This window comes from Enterocloster sp. 210928-DFI.2.20 (assembly GCF_020554465.1).
GTDB lineage: Bacteria > Bacillota > Clostridia > Lachnospirales > Lachnospiraceae > Enterocloster > Enterocloster bolteae.
In genome coordinates, this window is the sequence record NZ_JAJCHK010000020.1 from 1 (window position 1) to 23479 (window position 23479).

Annotated in this window: 23 protein-coding genes and 1 pseudogene; all 24 read left to right on the forward strand. The window is 51.8% G+C overall.

Annotated elements, in window-relative coordinates; all coding sequences use genetic code 11:
• Positions 1 to 54 precede the first annotated feature (54 nt).
• Positions 55 to 651: pseudogene (locus LI015_RS17275) on the forward strand (ABC transporter substrate-binding protein); the annotation flags it as partial.
• Between the two features lie 248 nt (positions 652 to 899).
• Positions 900 to 1919, forward strand: a complete 1020-nt coding sequence (locus LI015_RS17280; protein WP_002568356.1) for an ABC transporter permease — start codon at positions 900 to 902, stop codon at positions 1917 to 1919.
• Positions 1919 to 2755 (forward strand): ABC transporter permease, encoded by an 837-nt coding sequence (locus LI015_RS17285; RefSeq protein WP_002568355.1) that lies wholly within the window; start codon positions 1919 to 1921, stop codon positions 2753 to 2755. Before LI015_RS17280 ends, LI015_RS17285 begins: the two co-directional genes overlap by 1 nt.
• 17 nt (positions 2756 to 2772) lie before the next feature.
• Positions 2773 to 3864 (forward strand): M24 family metallopeptidase, encoded by a 1092-nt coding sequence (locus LI015_RS17290; RefSeq protein WP_002568354.1) that lies wholly within the window; start codon positions 2773 to 2775, stop codon positions 3862 to 3864.
• Between the two features lie 22 nt (positions 3865 to 3886).
• Entirely contained in the window at positions 3887 to 4459 is a 573-nt protein-coding gene (locus tag LI015_RS17295) for a peptidylprolyl isomerase (RefSeq protein ID WP_227125809.1), read from the forward strand.
• A 288-nt stretch (positions 4460 to 4747) separates the two neighbouring features.
• Complete coding sequence (rpmE, locus tag LI015_RS17300; protein ID WP_002568352.1) at positions 4748 to 4954, forward strand: 50S ribosomal protein L31; 207 nt, start codon at positions 4748 to 4750, stop codon at positions 4952 to 4954.
• Positions 4955 to 4978: 24 nt separating this feature from the next.
• Positions 4979 to 6148, forward strand: a complete 1170-nt coding sequence (locus LI015_RS17305; protein WP_002568351.1) for a DUF1385 domain-containing protein — start codon at positions 4979 to 4981, stop codon at positions 6146 to 6148.
• Complete coding sequence (prmC, locus tag LI015_RS17310) at positions 6102 to 6965, forward strand: peptide chain release factor N(5)-glutamine methyltransferase (RefSeq protein WP_227125811.1); 864 nt, start codon at positions 6102 to 6104, stop codon at positions 6963 to 6965. Before LI015_RS17305 ends, prmC begins: the two co-directional genes overlap by 47 nt.
• A gap of 142 nt (positions 6966 to 7107) precedes the next feature.
• Positions 7108 to 8184, forward strand: coding sequence for a peptide chain release factor 1 (gene prfA, locus LI015_RS17315; RefSeq protein WP_002570314.1), 1077 nt, complete (start codon positions 7108 to 7110; stop codon positions 8182 to 8184).
• 429 nt (positions 8185 to 8613) lie between these two features.
• A complete protein-coding gene (locus tag LI015_RS17320) occupies positions 8614 to 9093 on the forward strand; it encodes an RNA polymerase sigma factor (RefSeq protein WP_002568348.1) in 480 nt (159 codons plus the stop codon).
• Positions 9090 to 10076, forward strand: a complete 987-nt coding sequence (locus LI015_RS17325) for a DUF4825 domain-containing protein (protein ID WP_195632143.1) — start codon at positions 9090 to 9092, stop codon at positions 10074 to 10076. The genes LI015_RS17320 and LI015_RS17325 overlap by 4 nt, the downstream gene beginning before the upstream one ends.
• 243 nt (positions 10077 to 10319) lie before the next feature.
• The gene (locus LI015_RS17330) at positions 10320 to 11198 is read left to right on the forward strand and encodes a helix-turn-helix domain-containing protein (protein WP_002568346.1); all 879 of its coding nucleotides are present in this window, start codon (positions 10320 to 10322) and stop codon (positions 11196 to 11198) included.
• Positions 11199 to 11234: 36 nt separating this feature from the next.
• Complete coding sequence (locus LI015_RS17335; RefSeq protein ID WP_002568345.1) at positions 11235 to 11792, forward strand: DUF3841 domain-containing protein; 558 nt, start codon at positions 11235 to 11237, stop codon at positions 11790 to 11792.
• Positions 11768 to 12358, forward strand: a complete 591-nt coding sequence (locus LI015_RS17340) for a DUF3841 domain-containing protein (RefSeq protein WP_227125813.1) — start codon at positions 11768 to 11770, stop codon at positions 12356 to 12358. The genes LI015_RS17335 and LI015_RS17340 overlap by 25 nt, the downstream gene beginning before the upstream one ends.
• A 274-nt stretch (positions 12359 to 12632) precedes the next feature.
• Positions 12633 to 14033, forward strand: coding sequence for an ABC transporter substrate-binding protein (locus LI015_RS17345; protein ID WP_002568343.1), 1401 nt, complete (start codon positions 12633 to 12635; stop codon positions 14031 to 14033).
• 75 nt (positions 14034 to 14108) lie between these two features.
• A complete protein-coding gene (locus LI015_RS17350; protein WP_002568342.1) occupies positions 14109 to 14990 on the forward strand; it encodes a carbohydrate ABC transporter permease in 882 nt (293 codons plus the stop codon).
• A complete protein-coding gene (locus LI015_RS17355) occupies positions 14987 to 15817 on the forward strand; it encodes a carbohydrate ABC transporter permease (RefSeq protein WP_002568341.1) in 831 nt (276 codons plus the stop codon). Before LI015_RS17350 ends, LI015_RS17355 begins: the two co-directional genes overlap by 4 nt.
• A 35-nt stretch (positions 15818 to 15852) precedes the next feature.
• Positions 15853 to 16974 (forward strand): Gfo/Idh/MocA family protein, encoded by a 1122-nt coding sequence (locus tag LI015_RS17360; RefSeq protein WP_227125815.1) that lies wholly within the window; start codon positions 15853 to 15855, stop codon positions 16972 to 16974.
• A gap of 28 nt (positions 16975 to 17002) precedes the next feature.
• Positions 17003 to 18118, forward strand: a complete 1116-nt coding sequence (locus tag LI015_RS17365; RefSeq protein WP_002568339.1) for a Gfo/Idh/MocA family protein — start codon at positions 17003 to 17005, stop codon at positions 18116 to 18118.
• A gap of 2 nt (positions 18119 to 18120) precedes the next feature.
• Complete coding sequence (locus tag LI015_RS17370) at positions 18121 to 19044, forward strand: dihydrodipicolinate synthase family protein (protein WP_002570308.1); 924 nt, start codon at positions 18121 to 18123, stop codon at positions 19042 to 19044.
• Between the two features lies 1 nt (position 19045).
• The gene (locus LI015_RS17375) at positions 19046 to 19510 is read left to right on the forward strand and encodes a YhcH/YjgK/YiaL family protein (RefSeq protein ID WP_002570307.1); all 465 of its coding nucleotides are present in this window, start codon (positions 19046 to 19048) and stop codon (positions 19508 to 19510) included.
• A 27-nt stretch (positions 19511 to 19537) separates the two neighbouring features.
• A complete protein-coding gene (locus tag LI015_RS17380; protein WP_002570306.1) occupies positions 19538 to 20242 on the forward strand; it encodes an N-acetylmannosamine-6-phosphate 2-epimerase in 705 nt (234 codons plus the stop codon).
• A gap of 200 nt (positions 20243 to 20442) precedes the next feature.
• Entirely contained in the window at positions 20443 to 22422 is a 1980-nt protein-coding gene (locus LI015_RS17385) for a leucine-rich repeat domain-containing protein (protein ID WP_118024101.1), read from the forward strand.
• Positions 22423 to 22574: 152 nt separating this feature from the next.
• Positions 22575 to 23474 carry a glucose-1-phosphate thymidylyltransferase RfbA gene (gene rfbA, locus LI015_RS17390; RefSeq protein WP_002568334.1) on the forward strand — a complete coding sequence of 300 codons (900 nt, stop codon included), beginning with the start codon at positions 22575 to 22577 and terminating at the stop codon, positions 23472 to 23474.
• Positions 23475 to 23479 lie beyond the last annotated feature (5 nt).

The window sequence follows — 23479 nt, forward strand, 5'->3', positions numbered from 1 at the left end:
AAGTTCAATGCCAGAGTTTTGCTGGCATGATCACTCAAGATTCCGAGAGATCATATCATCCAGGTGGGATTCATGGGAAGCAAGGGCGAGAGGCCTGCTGACTATACAAATCTGGAGGAAGCAAAGGCGTTGCTGGCAGAGGCAGGATACCCGGACGGATTTGATGTGGACCTGACTGTGACAGACCTGGATATGGAGGGAATTCTCCTGACAGACCTGGCCCAGAAGATTAAGGATGATCTGTCACAGGTGGGAATCAATGTAAATATTGTTTCACAGCCATGGGCAGCAGGATACGGCGATGCTTACCGCGACGGAACCCTGGGCTTTACGGTTATGTACTGGGGAACCGATTATAACGACCCCAACGTGCAGCTGGAATTCCTTCCGGGCGGAGTGGTTGGAAAGAGGGCCGGATGGAGCGCCGACATGGATCCGGAGCTGGCAGCCATGTATGAAAAAACCATGTCTGCAACGGACAATGACGCGCGTATCGCTGTTCTGGAGGAAATCCAGGATGCAATGTACGAGCATGGGCCCTTCATTATGGTGGCGCAGGCTCCGTCCCATATCGGCTATAACACCAGGCTGGAGGGAGTGGCCATATCAGACCCCTATGCCCTGGATCTGACTCTGATTAACGTGAAGTAATAATGTTATATACGGAACTGTTTTGCGGGCAGGCAGATATCTTCCTGCCCGCAGGCTCCGTAAACAGTGCTGTCTGGCGCCGGCCCCGGCCCGGTCAGGTCAGAAGTTTAAGCGGCAGCAGGTATTGCCGTGAACGCCCATCCCGGAGGGGATACCGTTGACGGGAATATCTGTATGAGACTGGAATACAACATAAAATTGAATTTTATATAAGTATGGATTGAAACATAAGAAAAGAGAGGTATCGTATGGAACAGCTGAAATTTATAGGAAAAAGACTGGTGTATCTGGTAGTCATGCTGTTTGGTGTCGCCACCCTGGTTTTCATACTGACGAAAATGATACCGGGAGACCCCACCGTGGCTAACTTGAGCCAGAGAGCCTTAAATGATCCTGAGATCGTGGCTGCCTACCGGGCAAAATACGGCCTGGACCAGCCCCTGCCCGTGCAGTATATCCTGTACATGAAGAATCTTTTACAGTTTGACCTGGGAACTTCCATGCGCACAAACAAACCGGTGCTGTCGGAGCTGGCCAGGTGTTACCCGGCCACCATTGAACTGGCTTTGTTTGCCATTGTGATTGCCGCCATTTTAGGGGTGTTGTTCGGCATTATATCCGCCATCCGGCGCAACAGCATCCTGGACCAGACGGTCCGGGCCATATCCGTTACAGGCGTAAGCATTCCCAGCTTCTGGTTTGCCCTGCTGGTATTATATTTCTTCTATTACAAGCTGAAACTGTTTCCGGGTCCGGGCCGCCTGAGCAACGCCTTTACGGCGCCGGCCACGGTTACGGGCATGTATGTCATTGACAGTCTGCTGGAGGGAAATATCCCCAAGGCACTGGACGCTGCCAGCCATCTGATTCTTCCGGGAACCGTGCTTGCGGCCTTTACCATGGGACTGATTACCAGGACAGCCCGCTCCAATCTTCTGGACGTTATGTCCACAGACTATATCCGTACGGCAAAGGCCAAGGGCCTGTCAAGGCCGGGACTGATTATCCGCCACGCCCTGGGAAACGCCCTGATTCCTGTGCTCACTGTCATCGGTCTGGGCCTGGGCAACCTGTTAGGCGGCATGGTGCTGGTGGAAACCATTTTCAACTGGCCGGGTGTGGGGCAGTTTGCCTATGAGTCCGTGCTTTCTGTGGATTTCCCGTCCATCATCGGGGTGGCTCTGCTGATTGCACTGAATTATATGGTCATCAATACAGTGGTGGATATATTATACGGAATCATTGACCCGAGAGTGAGGTGCAGCTGATGGTACAGTCTATAAAGCGGTTATTTAAATCCAATTACCTGTTTACGCTGGGCGTAATTATCTGTCTGGCATGGATTGCGGCAGCTATTCTGGCGCCGGCGCTGGCTCCCTATGACCCGATTGTCCAGGACCTGGGACAGCGGTTAAAGGCTCCGTCCTCAGAGCACTGGTTTGGCACGGACAATTTTGGAAGGGACATTTTCAGCCGTGTGCTCTACGGAGGAAGGTATTCCCTGCTGGCAGGCTGCCTTACCGTAGTCATAGCAGGTTTTATCGGTACATTTTACGGAGCCGTAGCAGGCTATGTGGGCGGCTGGGTGGACAATGTGATGATGCGTTTTTCAGAGATGATTTTGTCCTTCCCCTCCCTGATCCTGGCAATGATTATCAATGCGGTTATGGGTTCCAACCTGTTTAACACCATGTTTGCCCTGATTGTGGTGGCATGGCCCACCTATGCCCGTATGATGCGCAGCGTGGTGCTGAGTGTAAAGGAAAATGAATATGTGGCGGCTTCCGAGGTTCTGGGCGCCTCCAGAATCCGGATCCTGATGAAGGAGGTCATTCCCAACAGCATCAGTTCGGTTCTGATTATGGCTACCACGGACATCGGAAACCAGATTCTGATGTTCTCCACCTTAAGCTTTCTGGGACTGGGCTCTGCGCCGCCAACGCCGGAGTGGGGTATGATGGTCTCGGATGGAGCTGACTATTTCAATAAGTTCTGGGTGGCCGGCTTTCCGGGACTGGCGATCTTTACAATGGCTGTAGGCGCTAATTTTATCGGCGACGGTCTTCGGGATTTGCTGGACCCCAAGCTGAGAAAGCAGTTTTAGAAGAGGAGGATATTATCATGAAGCAGAAGAGAGCGGAGCGTATCATGGAAGCCCTGAAGGAAATGGGGCTGAGACAGATGCTGATTGTGGACCCCATGTCCATTTACTATCTCACAGGCGTGTATGTGGAGCCATTTGAACGGTTTTATGCCCTTTACCTGAGGGAGGACGGGAAACATGTGTATTTTCTGAATAAACTGTTTACCGTGCCTGAGGATGTGGGTGTGGAGAAGGTGTGGTATTCGGATACAGACCCGGCGGCGGAAATCGTGGCAGGCTATCTGGATAAGGAGAGCCCGCTGGGCGTTGATAAGGATTTAAAGGCCCGGTTTCTGCTGCCCCTTATGGAGATGGAGGCTGCTGCCGGTTTTGTAAATTCCTCCATTGCCGTGGACAGGACAAGGGGTGTTAAGGATGAGGAGGAGCAGGATAAGATGCGCACTGCCTCTGACATCAATGATAAGGCCATGGCAGTGTTCAAAACGCTGATTCATGAAGGCGTCACGGAGCGTCAGGTTGCAGACCAGATGCTTAAGATATATATGGACCTGGGGGCGGACGGTTTTTCCTTTGAACCGCTGGTGGCCTTTGGAGCCAACGCGGCGGACCCTCATCATGGACCGGACGGCACCGTCATAAAGCCGGGTGATTCAGTGCTTTTTGACGTGGGCTGCATCAAGGACGGGTACTGTTCCGATATGACCCGTACCTTTTACTTCCGCAAAGCCAGTGACGAGCACCGCCGTATTTATGAGATTGTCCGCAGCGCCAATGAGACAGCTATCTCAAAGATACGTCCGGGCGTACCTCTGTGCGAGCTGGACGGGGCGGCCAGGGACCTGATCGCTGAACAGGGATACGGACCTTTCTTTACCCACAGGCTGGGGCATTTCATCGGTCTGGGAGAGCATGAATTCGGAGACGTGTCCTCTGTGAATACCCAGAAAGCGGAGCCGGGAATGATATTTTCCATTGAACCGGGAATCTATCTGCCCGGGGATACCGGCGTCCGTGTGGAGGATCTGGTGCTGGTGACAGAGGATGGATGCGAGGTGCTCAACCACTATTCCAAGGAATTTGAGATAATCGGTTCATCCGTAACCGGCTAACAGAGGTTATATAGGAGGATATATGAATCCAATCGCAACATTACATATGGCCAACGGCAGGAACATTGTCATAGAGCTTTTGCCGGAGTCAGCGCCCAATACAGTGAACAGCTTTATCTATACAGCCTCCAGGGGATACCTGGACCACCATGCCATTGAGCGGATTGTGCCGGGAAACTGGGTGGATGTCAGCTACACGGCCTTTGGAAAGAGGGAATGCCGGTATCTGATTCCCAATGAGTTTGAACTGAACCCGGACGTGGTACCCCTGGACTCCCATCCCGGAGCCGTGTGTATGGGCGGCTACGGTGAGGCAGGACTGGCAGGCTGCGAGTTTTTCTTCCCCCTCAGGGACTGTCCGGACCACAAGGGCATTTATCCTGTGTTCGGCCGTGTTCTGGAGGGCCTGGATGAGTTATACAGGCTGGAAAAGGTAGAGACAGTGCCTGTAACGGATTTCCCCATAGAAGGTGTGGAGGTCAACCGTCCGGTGAAGCCGGAAATTATTGAGCGGGTGGAGCTGGAACTGCATGGTGAGATTTATCCTGAGCCGGTGAGGGTACGGGAACCTGAGCTTCCGGAGTGCTGGAAGTAACCCTATATCCTGACCCCATATCCAGCTAGATATTTGTCCACATTTTCAAAAAAATATCTTGCAAGTCCCGGGGTTCTATGATATACTATGTAAGCTGTCTGAATTGACGGCAGTTTTAGCGTTCGCGTGAGTCAGAACCTTACGGTGAGGACGCGTTTAACTTAGTTATTGCTGATATCTGTGCGTTCTGGTGACGGCATACGGCCGGCTGCCTGTAATGTACAGAGACAGATTGGCATACACAGGCCGCGGTCGGAAACCGCAAATAATATCAGAGAGGTGAAAATCATGAAAGAAGGAATCCATCCAAGCTATTACCAGGCAAAGGTTGTCTGCAACTGTGGTAATGAGTTCGTAACAGGTTCAACAAAGCAGGACATCCACGTTGAGGTTTGTTCCAAGTGCCATTCATTCTACACCGGACAGCAGAAGGCTGCTCAGGCTCGTGGACGTATTGATAAGTTCAATCGTAAATATGGCATGAATGCTAACTAATAAGCAAAGAGATGAGGGTTGAGCTTGGGAGCAGGCTCAGCCCTTTCTGAATTCATGGGAAATCATGGAAAGAGGGTTTCTTTTTCGTACAGCAGAAAGGTTAAAGGAATGAAATATTCAGGAATTGGTGGTCAGGCCGTAATCGAGGGCATCATGATGCAGAACGGCAATGACTACGCCATTGCGGTCCGCAAGCCGGACGGGGATATTGAGGTGAAAAAGGATACCTATTTGAGTATGACCAAGAAGCATAAAGTATTAGGTCTTCCCTTTGTAAGAGGTATTTTCAGTTTTATAGATTCCATGGTAGTGGGCATGAGGGCCCTCACCTGGTCCTGCAGTTTTTTTGAGGACGACGAGGAGGCAGAGCCCGGTAAATTTGAGGCGTGGCTGGATAAGGTTTTCGGCGAGAAGCTGGAGAGCGCGCTCATGACAGTGGTTATGGTATTTTCCTTTGTTATGGCAATTGGCATTTTCATGGTGCTTCCCCTGTTTATCGCCAATATATGCAGAGGATTCATCCATTCCGACACAGTGATGGCCATACTGGAGGGCGTAATACGAATCGTCATTTTCATAGCCTATATCAAGCTGGTATCCCGTATGGAGGATATCAGGAGGACCTTTATGTACCACGGTTCAGAGCATAAGTGCATCAACTGTATCGAGCACGGGCTGGAGCTTACAGTGGACAATGTAAGGGCAAGTTCCAAGGAGCATAAACGGTGCGGTACCAGCTTTATTATGATTGTCATGGTTATCAGCATCCTGTTTTTTATGGTGATACGGGTGGATACGGTCTGGCTGCGTGTGGTGAGCCGGATTGTGCTGATACCTGTGATCGCGGGCGTGTCCTATGAGTTCCTGCGTTTTGCGGGACGCCATGACTCACGGCTGGTGAATGTGCTCAGCCGTCCCGGCATGTGGATGCAGGGACTGACAACCACGGAGCCGGATGACAGCATGATAGAGGTGGCTATCGCGGCAGTGGAGACAGTGTTTGACTGGCGGGCTTATCTGGATGAGAATTTTCCGGGATGGCAGAAAAGCAGGCACTATGATGGCGGAAATGGAAATGATGAAAGCAGTGAAAATGATAAAGTCAGCAGAAATGGTAAAGGCAATGACAGTGAAGGAGCAGTAAAACATGACCATGCAGCAGCTGTTGTGGCAGGGTGTTCAGGAACTGAATAAGGCCGGGGTGCCGGATCCGCAGCTGGATGCCAGGTATCTGCTTCTGGAGGTATTTCATCTGAATCTGGCGTCTTTTCTGGCCCTGAAGGCCAGGGAGCTGGGGAAGGATGAGGAGACAGAGGGAAAATGCCGGGAATTTATGAGGCTCATAGAAGCCAGGGCAGGCCGGACCCCTCTCCAGCACCTGACCGGAACGCAGGAGTTCATGGGATTTGAGTTCCTTGTAAATGAACATGTGCTGATACCAAGGCAGGACACGGAGACACTGGTGGAGCTGGTCCTGGAGGAACAGAATGACAGGGAAAAACGCGTACTGGACATGTGCACCGGTTCCGGGTGCATTGCCATCAGCCTGGCGCTCATGGGCAGATACCGTCATGTGGCTGCCCTGGATGTGTCGGCCGAGGCCCTTAAGGTGGCAGCCGGAAACCGTGACAGGCTTTTGGGCGGATACGAGGGCGGATTTGAATTGTTTGAGAGCAATATGTTCAGCGCTCTGGAGACGGACAGGACCTTTGATGTCATTGTCTCAAACCCGCCTTATATCCCCAGCCGGGTCATAGAGGGCCTTGCTCCGGAGGTAAGGGACCATGAGCCCAGGATTGCCCTGGACGGAAGTGATGACGGGCTGACCTTTTACCGAATCCTGGCAGAAGAGGCCCGGAATCATCTGGCGGAGGGCGGAAGTATCTATATGGAGATTGGATATGACCAGTCAGAGGCAGTGGAAGGATTGTTCCGGTCCGGGGGATACAGGGATGTGAGGACATTTCAGGATCTGGCAGGACAGGACCGGGTGGTGAGGGCCAGGCTGTGAGGCCGGGGGTGAGAGGGCGGACATAAACGCTTAGACATAAACGCCCGGCTGGTGCGGACCGGGATGCCGGACCGGGAGAAACACAGGTAACAGGTTAATGTAGTGGTTGGAATTGGAATAATCGCAGGAGCAGGAGATAGATATGTTTGATAAGCTGGATGATATGTTGATTCATTATGAAGAACTGATGCTTATGCTGGGTGACCCGGATGTGACCCAGGATACCAAGCGTTTTACCAGGCTCATGAAGGAGCAGGCTGACCTGGCTCCTATTGTGGAGGCCTATAAGCAGTACAAGCAGGCAAAGCAGGATGTGGAGGACAGCCTGGCCCTTCTGGAGGAAGAGAACGACGAGGAGATGCGGGAGATGGCCAAGGAAGAGCTGTCCGATGCCAGAAAGCGGATTGAGGACCTGGAGCATGAACTTAAGATTCTCCTGCTTCCAAAGGACCCTAACGATGACAAGAACATCATTCTGGAAATCCGGGCAGGCGCAGGCGGAGACGAGGCAGCTCTGTTTGCGGCCGAACTTTACCGCATGTATTCAAACTATGCGGACAGCCAGAGATGGAAGGTGGAGATTGTCAGCCTTAATGAAAACGGCATCGGCGGTTTCAAGGAAGTGGTTGCCATGGTTACGGGCAAGGGCGCGTACTCCAAGCTTAAATATGAGAGCGGCGTGCACCGCGTCCAGCGTGTGCCTGAGACAGAATCCGGCGGCCGCATCCATACATCCACTGCCACTGTGGCCGTTATGCCTGAGGCCGAGGAAGTGGACGTGCAGATTGACATGAACGACTGCCGTATCGACGTTATGCGCGCATCGGGCAACGGCGGACAGTGCGTCAACACAACAGACTCCGCGGTTCGTCTGACCCATATGCCTACGGGAATCGTTATTTACAGCCAGACAGAGAAATCCCAGCTTCAGAACAAGGAAAAGGCATTCCGCCTGCTGCGTTCCAAGCTGTACGACATTGAGCTGGAAAAACGCCAGAGCTCAGAGGCAGAGGAGCGCCGCAGCCAGATCGGTACCGGCGACCGCTCTGAGAAGATACGTACCTACAACTTCCCTCAGGGCCGCGTGACGGACCACAGAATCAAGCTGACACTGTATAAGATTGATTCTATTATGAACGGGGATATTCAGGAGCTATTGGATAATCTGATTGCGGCAGACCAGGCTGCAAAGCTGGCAAGGATGAACGAGGCTGTTTAGTGTCTGTTTCTGGTGGATGACGGCCAAGAGGAAGTGCGGGTGGACGGAGCAATATTTGAGCCGCTCTACTATCAGATTGACGTGGAGAAACCATCTTCCCCCAGCGAGGCATTCCAGTTTTGCAAAATCCACAGCAGCCCTGGGAGATCCTCTGAAATGGGAGCTTATTTACCAGCTTAGTTCCGGCTCAGTGAAGAATCCGAACCTGATATATGAGGGACAGACTCTGGATATACCCAAGGCCTGAGAGAAAAATCCTCAATAGGGCTTCAGAACATAAAAACGGGGCAATGGGCTCAAAGCAATCAGGACCCAGCCAGATATCCGGGATATTATATTCCTGGTTCTGGCCGGGTCTGTTTTATTATTATTTTTCTGTAACGAATCCTGGGTACGGGACACTAATTAACAGAAGGAGGAAATGCGTATATGGATTCCATGGAAGAAATTTATATGAAACACGGAAAAATGATATATGGTTTTCTCTTAACCAGGACCCGGGACCCCGGCCTGGCAGAGGAACTGACCCAGGAGACCTTTTACCAGGCTGTGAAACACATCGGCGGGTATAAGGGAGAAAGCAGCATATCCACCTGGCTCTGCGCAATTGCTAAAAATCTGTGGCGTGATTATCTGCGAAGGCAGAAAGACCATGTGCCCCTGGATGAGGCTGAACAGGTATCTGTGGAATCCGCAGAGTCCCGGGCTCTTTGTTTATGGGACAATGTGCAGATACTGAAGCTGGTTCACGGCCTGGAGGACCCTATGAGGGAGGTTATGTACCTCAGGCTGGTGGGAAACCTTACTTTCGGGCAGATTGGGGAAATCATGGGGCGCAGCGAGAACTGGGCAAGGGTGACCTATTACCGCGGGAAAGAGAGAGTCGTGAAGGAGGCAGGAAAACTATGAACCACAGAATACCATGTGAGATTATTCAGGATTTAATGCCTATGTATGCGGACGGCCTGACGTCTGAAACAACGGACCGGGAAATCCGCAGCCATCTGGAGGAATGTGAGACCTGCAGGGAAATGTATGAGCGGATGAAGGCAGAGATGGAAGGGGATGCTTCCCAAACAGCAGGAGAACCGCCGGAAATTGATTATCTGAAAAAGGTAAGAAGAAAGAATGTAAGGAACGTGGTTCTGGCGGCGGCAGGGGTGTTCCTGTTTATGGCGGCAGCACTTTTTATGAAGCTGTTTGTAATAGGATATCCCACGGAGTCATATGTGCTCACCTACACCGATGTCAATGGGGAACAGGTGAATGTGGGAGGAGTCATGGCAGATTCAGCCGCTGTTTACAGGGGATATAAGCTGGTGCAGGAGGACGGGGCAAAGAGGCTGGTCATCTATTCCTGTCTGCCGTCATTCTGGAACAGAAGCGGCACATTTAACCTGGAACTGGCGCTTCCCGGCGGTGGAATGGATTTGAATATCCAGGGTATTACGATTAAGAGTAACGGAGACCTGATCAGCAGCCTGGCCAATGAACTGTACAGGGCCAGGAATCCGTATATAGGCGATGCCTCGGCAGACGGAAGGCTCTCAGGCACATTGGGAATATCAAGAGAGTTGGGAAGCTTTAAGAATGAGCTCCAGACCTCCGGTGAGCCCTATGGCTGGACGCTTAACTTTGAGGAGAGCACGTCCAATTCAGCTGTGTTTGAGGAGCGGATGAAAGCATATGCCTGTGTGCTCATTGCCCTGACCGATAACCTGGGACAGGTCAGCTGGAACTACACCGTGGAGCTGGAACAGGGGCCTGTCCTGCGCCATGGCACCATTACGGAGGAGGAGTGCGGGGAAATGGTTGGGGCGCCGGTGAAAACATTTGCGGACAGTCCTGAGGGGATTGAACAGCTGATTAAACAGCTGGGAATCGGGCGGTGAGAGGCAAACAGCCGGAAAGAGGCCGGGAAGAGGCAGGAAGGGAATGCGGCGGCCTGTGTGGACAAATATGCGTATAAAATCCCATCGGATAAAATTTTCTGTCAAGGGTCTGGCTATTGGGGGCGTGATTTGATACAATCAAAATATAAAGGTCCGGACGGCGGGCAGATTAAGATTACGAAACCGGAAGTGCCGGTGGGCCGGAAGTAATAAGGCAATACTGTTAAAAGGGGGGTGCACATCATGCAGTCGCTTTCCTCATTCATGAATACCATCCGGTTTAATTTTCTGTATATAGATAAATACTCCTTCGGACGTACCTGGACGTACCCGGAGAGCGCCATACCGTACAATATGCTGCGCTATATCATTGACGGAAGCGCTGAGTTTGTGGTAGACGGGGAGACGGTCATTGTGAGGAAGGGACAGGTGTCCTATATACCGGAGGGCTGCTGGCTGTCATGTAAGGCGCTGGAGGATACGTTTGCGTTTTACAGCATCCGTTTTACCACATCCGTGTTCTACGAGGGGGCCAATTTCCTCAGGGAGTACTATAACTTTCCCCTGGTGATGGATGTGGGGGAGGGAATCGAACCTTATTTCAGCGATATCTATAAGTGGGTGCGCACGGACAAAAAGTCAAAATCCTTCCACGTAAGAGGAGCCCTTGACACTCTGATCGCCAGCCTGATTGACATTCTGAACTCCGATGAGCCGGATGATGTGAAGGCGGAGATCAACGGCCTGGAGTACAACCTGGAGCAGATACGAAAAAGGGTGAAGAAATCCACGGTGCAGACAGACCCCAGGATACAGACCGTTATTGACTATATCATGTTAAATCCCACGGAGGAATATACCTCAGATAAATTAAGCGGTATGGCGGAAGTGGCTGAGACTACTTTCCGGCGTCTGTTTAAGGAGGCCACAGGGAAGACCGCCACAGAGTTTATACGCCAGGTGCGTCTGACCACGGCAGCCAGACTTCTGCTGGTTTCCAATGATCCTGTGAACTGTATTGCCCACGATGTGGGGTTCGAGGATGCCAACCATTTTACACGGGTATTCAGGCAGGCGTTTGGGATGACGCCGGGACGGTACAGGAAGATGTCGCAGGAGTAGGGGTGACAAAACAATAGAGAGAGGATGGATGGCGGGATGGAACAAATCAAGGTATGGACAAAGCAGCATGAAAATGTGCTGAAGGAGCTGAATGAAAATGGCAGGTACATTGCCAGGCGGGAATATATCCGCAGTGACCTGCAGGAGCATGCGGGACTGGTGCTGGAGGTATATGACTGGCTGGTAAGGCACAGTCCGGACGCGGCCAGGAAGCCCGGGGATGTGGAGTATCCGGTATGGGTTTCATTTACCAGTGAGGCGGTCATGCTTCCCAGTCCGGGCGCCGTTATACTGGAGCTGACCCTGGAACCGGACCGTATTACCTCTGTCAATATAGAAAAATGGGGAAGCATCCTCAATTACTCCTACATACCAAAGGATAAGGCGGATGCCAGACGCCATCAGGATATGATGGAGCAGTACGGGGTAAGCGATGCCAAGGCATACATGTCCCAGTTCTATCCCCACCTTAAGAGGGAAATTATTGCCAGCTGGGACCGGCTTTTTGATGACAGTGTGATTTTAGGGAATGATTCAAAATATGGAAATATATGGGAGATAAGAAAAGAATGGGTGACACAGGTGATAAGGTGATTTTATACGCGGCACAGGCAGATGCTGTATTAAAGGCCATAGAGAGGGACGGCCACTGTTTTTCCCGTGAGGAGTATGTGCGCAGAAAATATGGGGAAAGCGGCCCTATTTTCCTGACTGTCTACAGATGGTTCGTGAAGGAGGCAGCGAAGCTGGTTCCCAAACCTGAGGGGGCGGAATTTCCCTATTGGTCCTTTATGAACCTGTACAGCCTGGACCAGTCGGCCGGAACCAGGACACTGACGCTCTGTGTTCCCAGGAATGAGGCTGTGTTTTTTGACATGTATGACTGGAATAAGATTCTGTGCCTTAAATACCTGGGCGAAGATGAGGCGGATGAGCTGGCTTTCCAGGCGTATTTAAAGCAGCGGGGGGTCAGGGAGATGGACGCGGTTCTCACTGGTTTTTATCCGGAGCTGAAACAGAAAATCATGGGCAGCTGGCCCAGGCTGTTTCGCCATCATGAGCAGATTCGGGCAGGGGAGGAATCCGGGGCCAAAAGTGTCCAGGCGGCCCTGTGGCAGATTAAGAAGGAATGGATTGTGACGGAAACAGCAGGAGAGTGAAAATAGGAAGCAGGGAGCAGAGATAAGAAACATCAGATACAAAAGGACAGGTATCCGGAATCAGGTTCCGGCCCTGTCCTTTTCCTGTCTCCTAAAGATACGGGGACAGGTCCCTGCCTGCTCAAAACCAAAACTGGATAAAAAAATAGTATAGTGGTTGTTTTGTGCTATTATAAGTTGTCCAGAATGTTGAAATGCATAAAGAAAATCAATATAATACCTATAGAAACAGCAGAATGACGGACGGAAATAATTCAGAAAAAGGAGAAATGATATGAAAAAGAGTCATGTAAGCTTTATTCTTGCGGCAGCACTTGCAGCAGCACTGTTGGCCGGATGCGGCAGTTCCGGTTCATCCACAGAGGCTTCCGGTTCCAAAGAAGCAGGAAGCCAGTCCCAGGCACAGGATACGGGGAGCCAGGACGGAAGCGGCAGCGGAACAGAGGGAGCGCTTTCAGGTGAGATTACGTTCTGGCATTCATTTACCCAGGGGCCAAGACTGGAGACCATCCAGAAGGCGGCAGACAAATTTATGGAAGAAAACCCGGATGTGAAAATCAATATTGAGACATTCTCATGGAATGACTTTTATACCAAGTGGACCACCGGGCTTGCATCCGGCAATGTACCTGATATGAGCACCGCCCTTCCGGCACAGGTTGCGGAGATGATTAACGCAGATGCCCTGACGCCCATCAATGACCTGATTGACGACATCGGCCGTGACAAATTCGCAGAGGCAGCCATATCCGAGGGCACCATGGACGGCAATAACTATTCTGTTCCCCTTTACAGACACGCCCATGTGATGTGGATCAGGAAGGACCTGCTGGAGAAAAACGGTCTGGAGGTTCCAAAGACCTGGGACGAGCTTTACGACACAGCCAAGGCCCTTACAAAGGACGGCGTCTACGGACTGTCCTTCCCATGCGGGACAAATGACTTCCAGGCAACCTTTTTCCTGGATTTCTATGTGAGAAGCGGCGGAGGCAGCCTGCTGACCGATGACCTGAAAGCCAACCTGACCAGCGACCTGGCCATTGACGGCATCAACTACTGGCTGAAGGTATACAATGACTGCTCGCCTAAGGATTCCATTAACTTTGATGTGCTGGACCAGGCTACCCTGTATTACCAGGGCAAAACCGCATTTGATTTTAACTCCGGCTTCCAGATTTCAGGTGTTGCAGCCAACTCGCCGGACCTGCTCCAGTATGTGGACTGCTATCCGATTCCAAAAATCAACGCGGATGACCCGGACGAGGGAATCATGACCACAAACACGCCTATGGTTGTGTGGAAGGCTTCCAAGCATCCCGAAATCTGTAAGGCATTTATGAAAACTCTTTATGATGAGGATACATACGTCGAATTCCTGCACGCAACCCCGGTGGGCATGCTTCCTGCCATCAAGGGAATCGCTGACACAGATGCATACAAGGATGATGACACCATCAGGCAGTTTACACATGCAGAGGAAGTGCTGACAGCGGCAGCCGATATCGGTACTGCATTTGGTTATGAGCACGGTCCTAATGTCCAGGCCGGTATTATGCAGAACAACCATGTGATCGAGGATATGTTCCAGGATATCATTACCAACGGGACAGATGTAAAGACTGCTGCCAAAACAGCAGAAGATAAACTGAACGCACTGTTTGAGACAGCTGAATAAGTTGTCGCGGAGCGTGTCTGAAAAAGCGCATGCATTTTTGAGACACGCTCTAATACTGAGAAGGAGGAGGAAATCTTGGGGAAGAAAAGTTATACAAGGTGGTTGTTTGTACTTCCTGCAATCGTCATTGTAATTGCATTATTCATATATCCCATCTGTTCCAGCATCGTATACAGCTTTACAAACAAAAACCTGATTAAGCCGGCCTATAAATTCATTGGCTTTAAGAATTATGCAGAGGTGTTAAGGGACAGCGGCTTCTGGCTTTCATTTTTCAATTCCCTGAAATGGACGGTCCTGTCCTTGGTGGGACAGATAGCAGTGGGTTTTACCGCTGCCCTGGCCCTGAAGCGGATTAAGGTGTGTAAGGGCGTTTACAAGACCCTTCTCATCATTCCCTGGGCATTTCCCTCCATCGTCATTGCATTTTCCTGGAAATGGATTCTCAACGGAGTGTACGGCTTCCTGCCGAATATCCTGGTGAAGCTGGGAATCTGTGAGGCCGCACCCCAGTTTCTGACCAGCGGTACGCTGGCTTTTGTAAGCCTGGTGCTGATTAATATATGGTTCGGAGCGCCCATGATTATGGTAAATGTGCTCTCGGCTCTGGAAACAGTTCCCAAGGACCAGTACGAGGCCGCCCAGATAGACGGGGCCAGGCCGTGGCAGTCCTTCTACTATGTCACAGTGCCCCATATCAAGATGGTGGTGGGACTGCTGGTGGTTCTAAGGACCGTGTGGATTTTTAACAACTTTGACCTGATTTACCTGATTACGGGCGGCGGACCGGCGGGCACCACCCAGACCATACCGCTCTACGCCTACAATATGGGATGGAGCACCAAGCTGATCGGACGTTCATCGGCAGTGACCGTGCTGCTGTTTATATTCCTGATGATTATATGCGGCATCTACTTCGCGGTCATCAATAAGTGGGAAAAGGAGGACAGTAAATGAAAAAGTTTAAAGCAGGAAACGTTATCAGCCATATATACCTGATTATTCTGACCCTTATCTCCATTTTCCCGCTGGTATGGATTATCATATCCTCCCTGAAGGGTAAGGGTGAACTGACGGGAAATCCCACGGCCTTCTGGCCTGAGACATGGACCTTTGACTATTACGCCCATGTTATCAACGACCTTAAGTTTTTTGTCAATATAAGAAACAGCGTTATCATCTCCCTGGTGACAACCCTGATTGCCATTACGGTGGCTGCGCTGGCAGCCTATGGAATCGTCAGGTTCTTTAAGCGGCTGGGATCAGCCATGTCCAAGGTGCTGGTGACCACTTACATATTCCCGCCCATCCTTCTGGCCATTCCCTACTCTGTGGTCATGGGAAAGCTGGGACTGATTAACACAAGGATTGGCCTGGTTATCGTGTACCTGTCCTTCTCCGTGCCCTATGCGGTGTGGCTTCTGACCGGATTCTTCAGGACCGTACCCCTGGAAATCGAGGAGGCGGCCAGAATCGACGGGGCCAACAAAATGCAGACCTTTGTCCAGGTGGTGCTTCCCCTGGTGGCGCCCGGTGTGGTGGCCACGGCCATCTATACCTTCATCAACACCTGGAATGAGTTTCTGTATGCGTTGATTTTGATGAATAATACCAGCAAGATGACTGTTGCGGTGGCCCTGCGCTCCCTGGACGGAGCTGAGATACTGGACTGGGGAGACATGATGGCAGCATCTGCTCTGGTGGTGCTTCCCTCTGTCATTTTCTTCTGCCTCATACAGAACAAGATTGCAGGCGGCATGTCGGAGGGCGCTGTGAAGTCCTGATGAATTTAACAGAAAGGGAAAAGGAGTTATATTTTATGGAAGTTATAACGGGAACTATTGGATACGGCGTGGTGGGCTCCGGCTATTTCGGGGCGGAGCTGGCACGCATCATGAATACAAAACAAGGGGCCCAGATACGGGCTGTCTATGACCCTGAAAACGGAGGTCCGGTGGCGGCAGAGCTGGGATGCGATGCAGAGGACAGCCTGGAATCATTGGTATCCAGAAAGGATATACAGGCGGTGATTGTGGCCACACCCAATTATCTGCACAAGGAGCCGGTGCTGGCCGCGGCGGAGCATGGACTTCATGTGTTCTGCGAAAAGCCCATCGCCTTAAGCTTTGAGGACTGCAGGGAGATGGTGGATGCATGCCGGGAAAACCATGTGGTATTCATGGCAGGTCATGTGATGAATTTCTTCCGTGGCGTGAGAAAGGCAAAGGAACTCATCGGACAGGGCGTTATCGGGGACATTCTCTACTGCCACGGGGCACGCAACGCATGGGAGGGAACCGGTGCATCAGAAACCTGGAAAAAGACACGATCCAAATCAGGAGGGCACCTGTACCACCATATCCATGAGCTGGACTGCGTCCAGTTCCTTATGGGGGGCTGTCCTGAAACAGTGACCATGGCAGGAGGCAATGTTGCCCACAGGGACGACCGGTTCGGGGATGAGGACGATATGCTGTTTATCACCATGGAATATCCGGACAGGCGCTATGCGGTCCTGGAATATGGTTCCGCTTTCCGGTGGCAGGAGCACTATCTGCTGATACAGGGAACCAGAGGAGCCATAAAGATTGATATGTGCAGCTGCGGCATGACCCTTAAGACAGGGGAAAAGGAAGAACATTTCCTGGTGCACCGCACAAAAGAGGAGGACGATGACAGGACCCGGATTTACAGGGAGACGGAGCGGGACAACGGCAACCAGTTCGGAAGGCCGGGAAGAAAGCCCTTTCTGTGGCTTCAGGGCATCATGGACGAAGAGATGGAGTTTCTGAACAATGTGCTTCACGGCGCCCCGGTTACAGACGAGTTCCTTCCCCTTCTCACCGGTGAGGCTGCCAGGAATTCCATTGCTACGGCAGACGCCTGCACCCTGTCCCTTAAGGAAGACAGGAAGGTAAAACTCAGCGAAATCATGAAGTGAAAAATATGGACGGTAAAGGAGAACAGTCATGAAGACAATCGGATATGCAGTGGTTGGAACGGGATATTTTGGGGCGGAGCTGGCCCGCATCATGAAGGAGCAGGAGGGGGCCAGGGTAGTGGCTGTCTATGACCCGGAGAATGCAGGTACAGTGGCGGCGGAGCTGGGCTGTGACACGGAGACGGACCTGGACCGGCTATACAGCCGTGAAGACGTGGACGCGGTAATCGTGGCATCCCCCAATTACCTTCACAAGGAACCGGTCATCAAGGCGGCGGAGCACGGGGTACACGTATTCTGTGAGAAACCCATTGCCCTGTCCTATCAGGACTGCGTGGAGATGGTGGAGGCATGCGTTGCCCACAATGTCACCTTCATGGCAGGCCATGTAATGAACTTTTTTAAGGGCGTGCGCACAGCCAAGAAGATGATTAATGACGGAGTCATAGGAAAGGTGCTGTACTGCCACTCGGCCAGGAACGGCTGGGAGGATATACAGCCCTCGGTCAGCTGGAAGAAAATAAGGGCAAAATCAGGAGGCCACCTCTACCATCACATCCATGAGCTGGACTGTATCCAGTTCCTTATGGGCGGCTGCCCCGAGGAAGTGACCATGGCGGGCGGCAATGTGGCCCACTGCGGAGAGCAGTTTGGGGATGAGGACGATATGCTGTTCATCACCATGGAATACGGGGATAACAGATACGCTGTGCTGGAGTACGGATCCGCCTTCCACTGGCCGGAACATTATGTGCTGATTCAGGGAACAGAGGGCGCCATCCGCCTGGATATGTTCAACTGCGGAGGAACCCTTAAGAAGGGGGATAAGGAAGAACCTTTCCTTATGCACAAAACCCAGGAGGAGGATGATGACCGCACCAGAATCTATCACGGCACGGAGATGGACGGCGCCATCATGTACGGCAAACCCGGGAAAAAGCCTCCTATGTGGCTTCACAGCATCATGTATGATGAGATGGAGTATTTCAACAATATCATGCATGGCGCCCAGCCGGATGAGGAGTTTAAGGCCCTGCTTACAGGGGAGGCTGCCAGGAACGCCATTGCCACGGCAGACGCCTGCACCAGGTCCAGGTTTGAGAACAGGAAGGTAAAACTTTCTGAGATAACGGGGGTGAAATAAGAATGAAGCTTGACAAATACAGGGGAATCATCCCGGCATTTTACGCCTGCTACGACAGGGCGGGAGAGGTAAGCGGGGACGGAGTGCGGGCCTTGACCAGGTACTTTGTGGACCAGGGAGTGAAGGGCGTCTATGTGGGCGGGTCTTCGGGAGAATGCATCTACCAGTCTGTGGAGGACAGGAAAAAGACGCTGGAGGCTGTGATGGACGAGGCCGCGGGCCGTCTCACGGTCATAGCCCATGTTGCCTGCAATAACACAAGGGACAGCCGTATTCTGGCAGCCCATGCCCAGTCCCTGGGTGTGGACGGGATTGCAGCCATACCGCCCATTTATTTTAAGCTTCCGGAATATTCGGCTGCCGGGTACTGGAATGACATATCAGAGGCAGCGCCTGATACGGATTTTATTATCTATAACATACCCCAGCTGGCCGGTACGGCCCTGACCATGAGTCTTTTAAGGACAATGCTCTTAAACGGACGTGTGGCAGGCGTGAAGAACTCATCCATGCCGGTCCAGGACATCCAGATGTTTAAGGCCGAGGCCATGAAGACACGGGAGGATTTTATCGTGTTCAACGGACCCGACGAACAGCTGGTGTCCGGTCTGGCCATGGGGGCGGATGGAGGAATCGGCGGCACCTACGGAGCCATGCCCGAACTGTTTTTAAAGATATATGATCTGGTATCAGAAAACAGGATGGCAGAGGCCAGGGCTATCCAGTATGATGCGGATGAAATTATATATAAGCTCTGCTCAGGAACCTGTAATATGTATGCCATGATAAAGGAAGTGCTGCGGGTCAGCAGAGGAATTGATATAGGAGGCGTGCGAAAACCGCTGACAGACTTATGCGATGGCGACCGGGCCATTGCCGGGGAGGCAGCCGCCATGATAGAAGCCGCAAAGGAGAAATACTGCTGATATGATATACGATTTGCTGGCTAATATAGGAAATTACAGGGGCATGAACAGGAATCTGGATAAGGCCATTGATTATCTGATGTCTGTGGATATAAACACCCTTCCTTTGGGAAAGACGGAGATTGACGGGGACAGGGTATTTCTGCAGGTGATGGAGGCCAGGACCCATGAGCTGACGGATGAGAGTTATGAAGTGCACAGAGATTATATGGATATCCAGATAGATATAGACGGTTGCGAGGTCATAGAGACGGCCCTTAACGGTGTGACTCCCATTGGGGAATACCGGCCGGATTTTCAGAAGGCGGCAGCCTGTGCAGGAGCAGGGGGACGCTGCGTTATGGGGCCCGGCAGGTTTATTCTGTGCATGGCAGGGGAGGCTCATGGGCCGGGCGGATGCCTGGAACAGCCTGAAGATATCAAAAAATGTGTGGTTAAGGTGGCTGTGGCTGATGAGAGGCCGTGAAAGCCGGAGGGAAAGGATTGGAACGAAATGGACAAAACAGAACTATTTAACCGTATCAAAGGAAAGCTCATCATCTCCTGCCAGGCCCTGCCCGGGGAACCTCTCTATGACCCGGAGCGTACCCTGATGCCTTATATGGCCAGGGCGGCCAGAGAGGCCGGAAGCCCCATGATACGCGCCAACACGGTGCGGGATGTGGTGGGAATCAAGAGGGAGACAGGGCTTCCTGTCATCGGTCTGATCAAGCAGGTGTATGAGGGATATGACGGATATATCACTCCCACTATGCGGGAGGTGGACGCCCTGGCGGAGGCAGGAGCCGACATCATTGCCGTTGACTGCACAGACAGGAAGCGTGGGGATGGGCTGAGCCCATGGGAATACATTGGGACCATCAAAGAAAAATATCCGGATCAGATTCTGATGGCCGATATCTCCGATTATCAGGAGGGGATTCAGGCGTGGAAAAGCGGAATTGACCTGGTGAGCACCACCATGAGCGGATATACGGATTACACCCCCAGGCTGGAAGGACCGGATTTTGAGCTGGTCAGGCGGCTTTCGGAAGAACTTCCCATTCCTGTCATCGGGGAAGGCCGTGTCCACACGCCGGAGGAGGCTGTGAAAATGCTGGATATGGGAGCATGGGCAGTCATTGTGGGCGGGGCCATTACCCGGCCGCTGGAGATTGCAGGGCGGTTCATGAAGGCGGTCAACGGCAGAACGGCATAACGGCATAAAAAACAAAAAAATGGTAAACGAGAGAGGGACATCACCTGCTGCACGGGTTGTCCCTCTCTTGCTGCTGCGGTAAGACTGCAAAGCTGCTTGCCATACCTGCCTGAAATGAATTATAATGGTGTCATATGAGGCCGCGAAGCGGTCCGGTTTGAAACCGCGATTACCAGCAAAGGCAAAGAGGAAAAGTGTTTATGAAAATGGTAGAGATAAAATGCCCTTCCTGCGGGGGTAAGCTTAAGGTGGAGGATTCACAGACAAAGCTTATAACATGCGAATACTGCGGGAGCCAGTTCCTGCTGGACGATGAGAAAGTCCAGCATATTACAAATTACAATATATACCAGACAACCCCTTCCGGCAAAGACCAGGGAAACGGGGCCAAAATAGCCCTTGGTGCTGGCTTGGCCTGCGCGGGCGTTCTGCTGGCTGCTTTTATCCTGTCCTCTGGTTCCGGTTCTTCCTCCGGGCCGCGGACCGCTCCGCCGTCAATTCCCGCCTACACCCGCCCGGCCGGATACTTGGGGAAGGAAGGGGAAGCAGGGGAGGAAGTCCGGGAGGGGGAAACGGCTCCAAAGGCAGATTCGCCCCTGTTTCATGCCATGACATGGGAGATGTTCCAAAAGGAACCGTCGGAAATCAGCCCGGAGGACCTGGCCGGAGTCAGGTATCTTAAAGTGGAGACATCCCTGGAAACAGACCGGGTATGGTACAGCTTCGACGACCCTTACAGCGAAAAGGAGCCGGTGGTGCAGACGGCCTCCTTTGGGGCCATGGACTGGGAGCCCCAGGACGCGGCGGCTTTTACAGGACTGGTGAAACTGGATTTGGGGTCAGGGCTGTCCAGGGTCCGCACTTTAAAGGGGCTTAAGGAACTTAAGGGCATCACAGCGGGAAATGTGGAAATTTCCGGCATAAAGGATATGCTGGACGACCCGGCACAGATTACAGAGCTGCAGCTTAAGGGAATTACCTCTATGGAGGGAATCGCATCCTTTGAGAATCTGGAACGCCTGACTGTCCGGGATTATCCCGACACCAACTTAAAGCAGCTGGTGCCGTTAAAGAGTCTTAATTACCTGTCGCTGGAAGACACGGTGGACTCTGATTCCATTATCAGTACGGACAAGGATAAGATAAGGGTGAAGGATTACTCTGCCATCTCGGTGATGGGCGGCCTTAAATCCCTGTACCTGAATTCGGATATCATTAAGGACATCGGCTTTATCAAGGGGCTTCCTGCATTGGAGGACCTTACGTTAGAGGATACTGCTGTCATCAGCCTGGCTTCCCTGTCAGAGGTGCCAGCTCTGCGCTCCCTGACGCTATTGGGAAATAACAAGGTGCAGGATTTCGGACCGGTGGGAACAGCCCCAGGGCTGACGTCCTTAAGCATTGATAAGATGACGTCCCAGCCGGACCCGGACCTGTCATCCCTCTCCGGCCTGGAAAGGCTGGAAATCAAGGGCTTTATGTCCATTTCCTCTATCAGGGGGCTTAGCAGTCTGAAGGAGCTTTCCATACACAACTGCAATGTGGACCAGGCGGACGCCCTCTCATCCCTGACCGGGGTGGAACGGCTTACATTTTACTCTGTATGGAATTCCCAGGGGAATTTGAGAAACCTGGACTTCCTCAAAGGCATGACAGGACTTAAATATGCTGACTTCACCGGTAATCTGGACGGAACGGGCTGGAGTGGCTATAACTACCTGGTGGAGGTGTATGGGGATGTGAGTTCCATTTTTAACCACCAGGGCCTGGAGGAATTGTATCTGGATAACGGTAAATTTGAGATAAACTTTGACAAGATAAAGGAAAATCCCAGCCTGCGGGTGCTGGGCCTCAGAAATATGGAGCTTCACAAGAATTATTATGTAGAATCCTACGGCGGAATGACCAGTGTGTGGTATGATGATGTGAAGTTGGGGGAACATATGGATATCCTGTCCCGCTTCCCTAATCTGGAGGAGCTGTACCTGGACAGCAACGAGCTGGCGGATCTGAATTTTGCCGCAGGTCTTAAGAACCTTAAAAGACTCAGCCTTAAGGACAATTATATAACGGACCTGGCCCCTCTGAAACAGGCGGAATTTCTGGAGTATCTGGACATCCGCGACAACCCTGTGGGTGAAGTGGGGGACGTAGGTAACGGTGTGGAAATCCTTCAGTAGTTATGTATATTGATATCTTCTTAATAATAACGAAATATTTATCAGTTTATTTGAAAAAATAGAGATAGTGTGATATATTGGACAAAGAAAAATTCAAGTAAAGACGTGCGCTAAGCGGTCTTTTCGCGCTTACAGCGAACCAAGGAGGAAATATGAAAGGGATTATACTGGCCGGAGGGAGCGGGACGCGGCTCTATCCGCTCACCAAGGTGACTTCCAAACAGCTGCTTCCGATTTATGACAAACCAATGATATACTATCCGCTGTCTGTCCTTATGAATGCGGGAATCAGGGATATCCTGATTATCTCCACTCCGGACGACACGCCAAGGTTTGAAGCTCTTTTGGGCGACGGCCACCAGTTCGGCATTGAGCTGAGCTATGCGGTACAGCCAAGCCCGGACGGACTGGCCCAGGCTTTTATCATCGGTGAGGAATTTATTGGAAGCGATTCCGTGGCAATGGTCCTGGGTGATAATATTTTCCACGGACAGGGGCTTGCCAAGCGCCTGCGCGCCGCAGCGAACAAGGAAAAGGGAGCCACGGTGTTCGGCTACTATGTGGACGATCCGGAACGCTTCGGTATTGTGGAGTTTGACGGGGACGGCAAGGCTATTTCCATTGAGGAAAAGCCGGAGAAGCCCAAGTCCAACTACTGTGTCACCGGTCTTTATTTCTACGACAACCGGGTGGTGGAGTATGCGAAGAACTTAAAGCCATCAGCCAGGGGCGAGCTGGAGATCACGGACTTAAACCGCATATACCTGGAGAAGGGCGAGCTGGATGTGATTCTTCTTGGACAGGGCTTTACATGGCTGGATACAGGGACCCATGAGTCTCTGGTGGAGGCCACCAACTTCGTGAAGACTGTGGAGACACATCAGCACCGCAAGATTGCCTGCCTGGAGGAGATTGCCTACCTCAGGGGCTGGATTACCAGGGAACAGGTTATGGAGACCTATGAGATTCTTAAAAAGAACCAGTACGGCAAGTATTTAAAGGACGTTCTGGACGGAAAGTATGTGGATAAGATACACCCACAGGATTTTTAACGGAG

Excerpts from the sequence above, each read along its gene's own strand:
- LI015_RS17280 (WP_002568356.1), top strand. The coding sequence starts at position 900 with ATGGAACAGCTGAAATTTATAGGAAAAAGACTGGTGTATCTGGTAGTC.
- LI015_RS17285 (WP_002568355.1), top strand. The coding sequence starts at position 1,919 with ATGGTACAGTCTATAAAGCGGTTATTTAAATCCAATTACCTGTTTACG.
- LI015_RS17290 (WP_002568354.1), top strand. The coding sequence starts at position 2,773 with ATGAAGCAGAAGAGAGCGGAGCGTATCATGGAAGCCCTGAAGGAAATG.
- LI015_RS17295 (WP_227125809.1), top strand. The coding sequence starts at position 3,887 with ATGAATCCAATCGCAACATTACATATGGCCAACGGCAGGAACATTGTC.
- rpmE (WP_002568352.1), top strand. The coding sequence starts at position 4,748 with ATGAAAGAAGGAATCCATCCAAGCTATTACCAGGCAAAGGTTGTCTGC.
- prmC (WP_227125811.1), top strand. The coding sequence starts at position 6,102 with ATGACCATGCAGCAGCTGTTGTGGCAGGGTGTTCAGGAACTGAATAAG.
- prfA (WP_002570314.1), top strand. The coding sequence starts at position 7,108 with ATGTTTGATAAGCTGGATGATATGTTGATTCATTATGAAGAACTGATG.
- LI015_RS17320 (WP_002568348.1), top strand. The coding sequence starts at position 8,614 with ATGGATTCCATGGAAGAAATTTATATGAAACACGGAAAAATGATATAT.
- LI015_RS17325 (WP_195632143.1), top strand. The coding sequence starts at position 9,090 with ATGAACCACAGAATACCATGTGAGATTATTCAGGATTTAATGCCTATG.
- LI015_RS17330 (WP_002568346.1), top strand. The coding sequence starts at position 10,320 with ATGCAGTCGCTTTCCTCATTCATGAATACCATCCGGTTTAATTTTCTG.
- LI015_RS17335 (WP_002568345.1), top strand. The coding sequence starts at position 11,235 with ATGGAACAAATCAAGGTATGGACAAAGCAGCATGAAAATGTGCTGAAG.
- LI015_RS17340 (WP_227125813.1), top strand. The coding sequence starts at position 11,768 with ATGGGTGACACAGGTGATAAGGTGATTTTATACGCGGCACAGGCAGAT.
- LI015_RS17345 (WP_002568343.1), top strand. The coding sequence starts at position 12,633 with ATGAAAAAGAGTCATGTAAGCTTTATTCTTGCGGCAGCACTTGCAGCA.
- LI015_RS17355 (WP_002568341.1), top strand. The coding sequence starts at position 14,987 with ATGAAAAAGTTTAAAGCAGGAAACGTTATCAGCCATATATACCTGATT.
- LI015_RS17360 (WP_227125815.1), top strand. The coding sequence starts at position 15,853 with ATGGAAGTTATAACGGGAACTATTGGATACGGCGTGGTGGGCTCCGGC.
- LI015_RS17365 (WP_002568339.1), top strand. The coding sequence starts at position 17,003 with ATGAAGACAATCGGATATGCAGTGGTTGGAACGGGATATTTTGGGGCG.
- LI015_RS17370 (WP_002570308.1), top strand. The coding sequence starts at position 18,121 with ATGAAGCTTGACAAATACAGGGGAATCATCCCGGCATTTTACGCCTGC.
- LI015_RS17375 (WP_002570307.1), top strand. The coding sequence starts at position 19,046 with ATGATATACGATTTGCTGGCTAATATAGGAAATTACAGGGGCATGAAC.
- LI015_RS17380 (WP_002570306.1), top strand. The coding sequence starts at position 19,538 with ATGGACAAAACAGAACTATTTAACCGTATCAAAGGAAAGCTCATCATC.
- LI015_RS17385 (WP_118024101.1), top strand. The coding sequence starts at position 20,443 with ATGAAAATGGTAGAGATAAAATGCCCTTCCTGCGGGGGTAAGCTTAAG.
- rfbA (WP_002568334.1), top strand. The coding sequence starts at position 22,575 with ATGAAAGGGATTATACTGGCCGGAGGGAGCGGGACGCGGCTCTATCCG.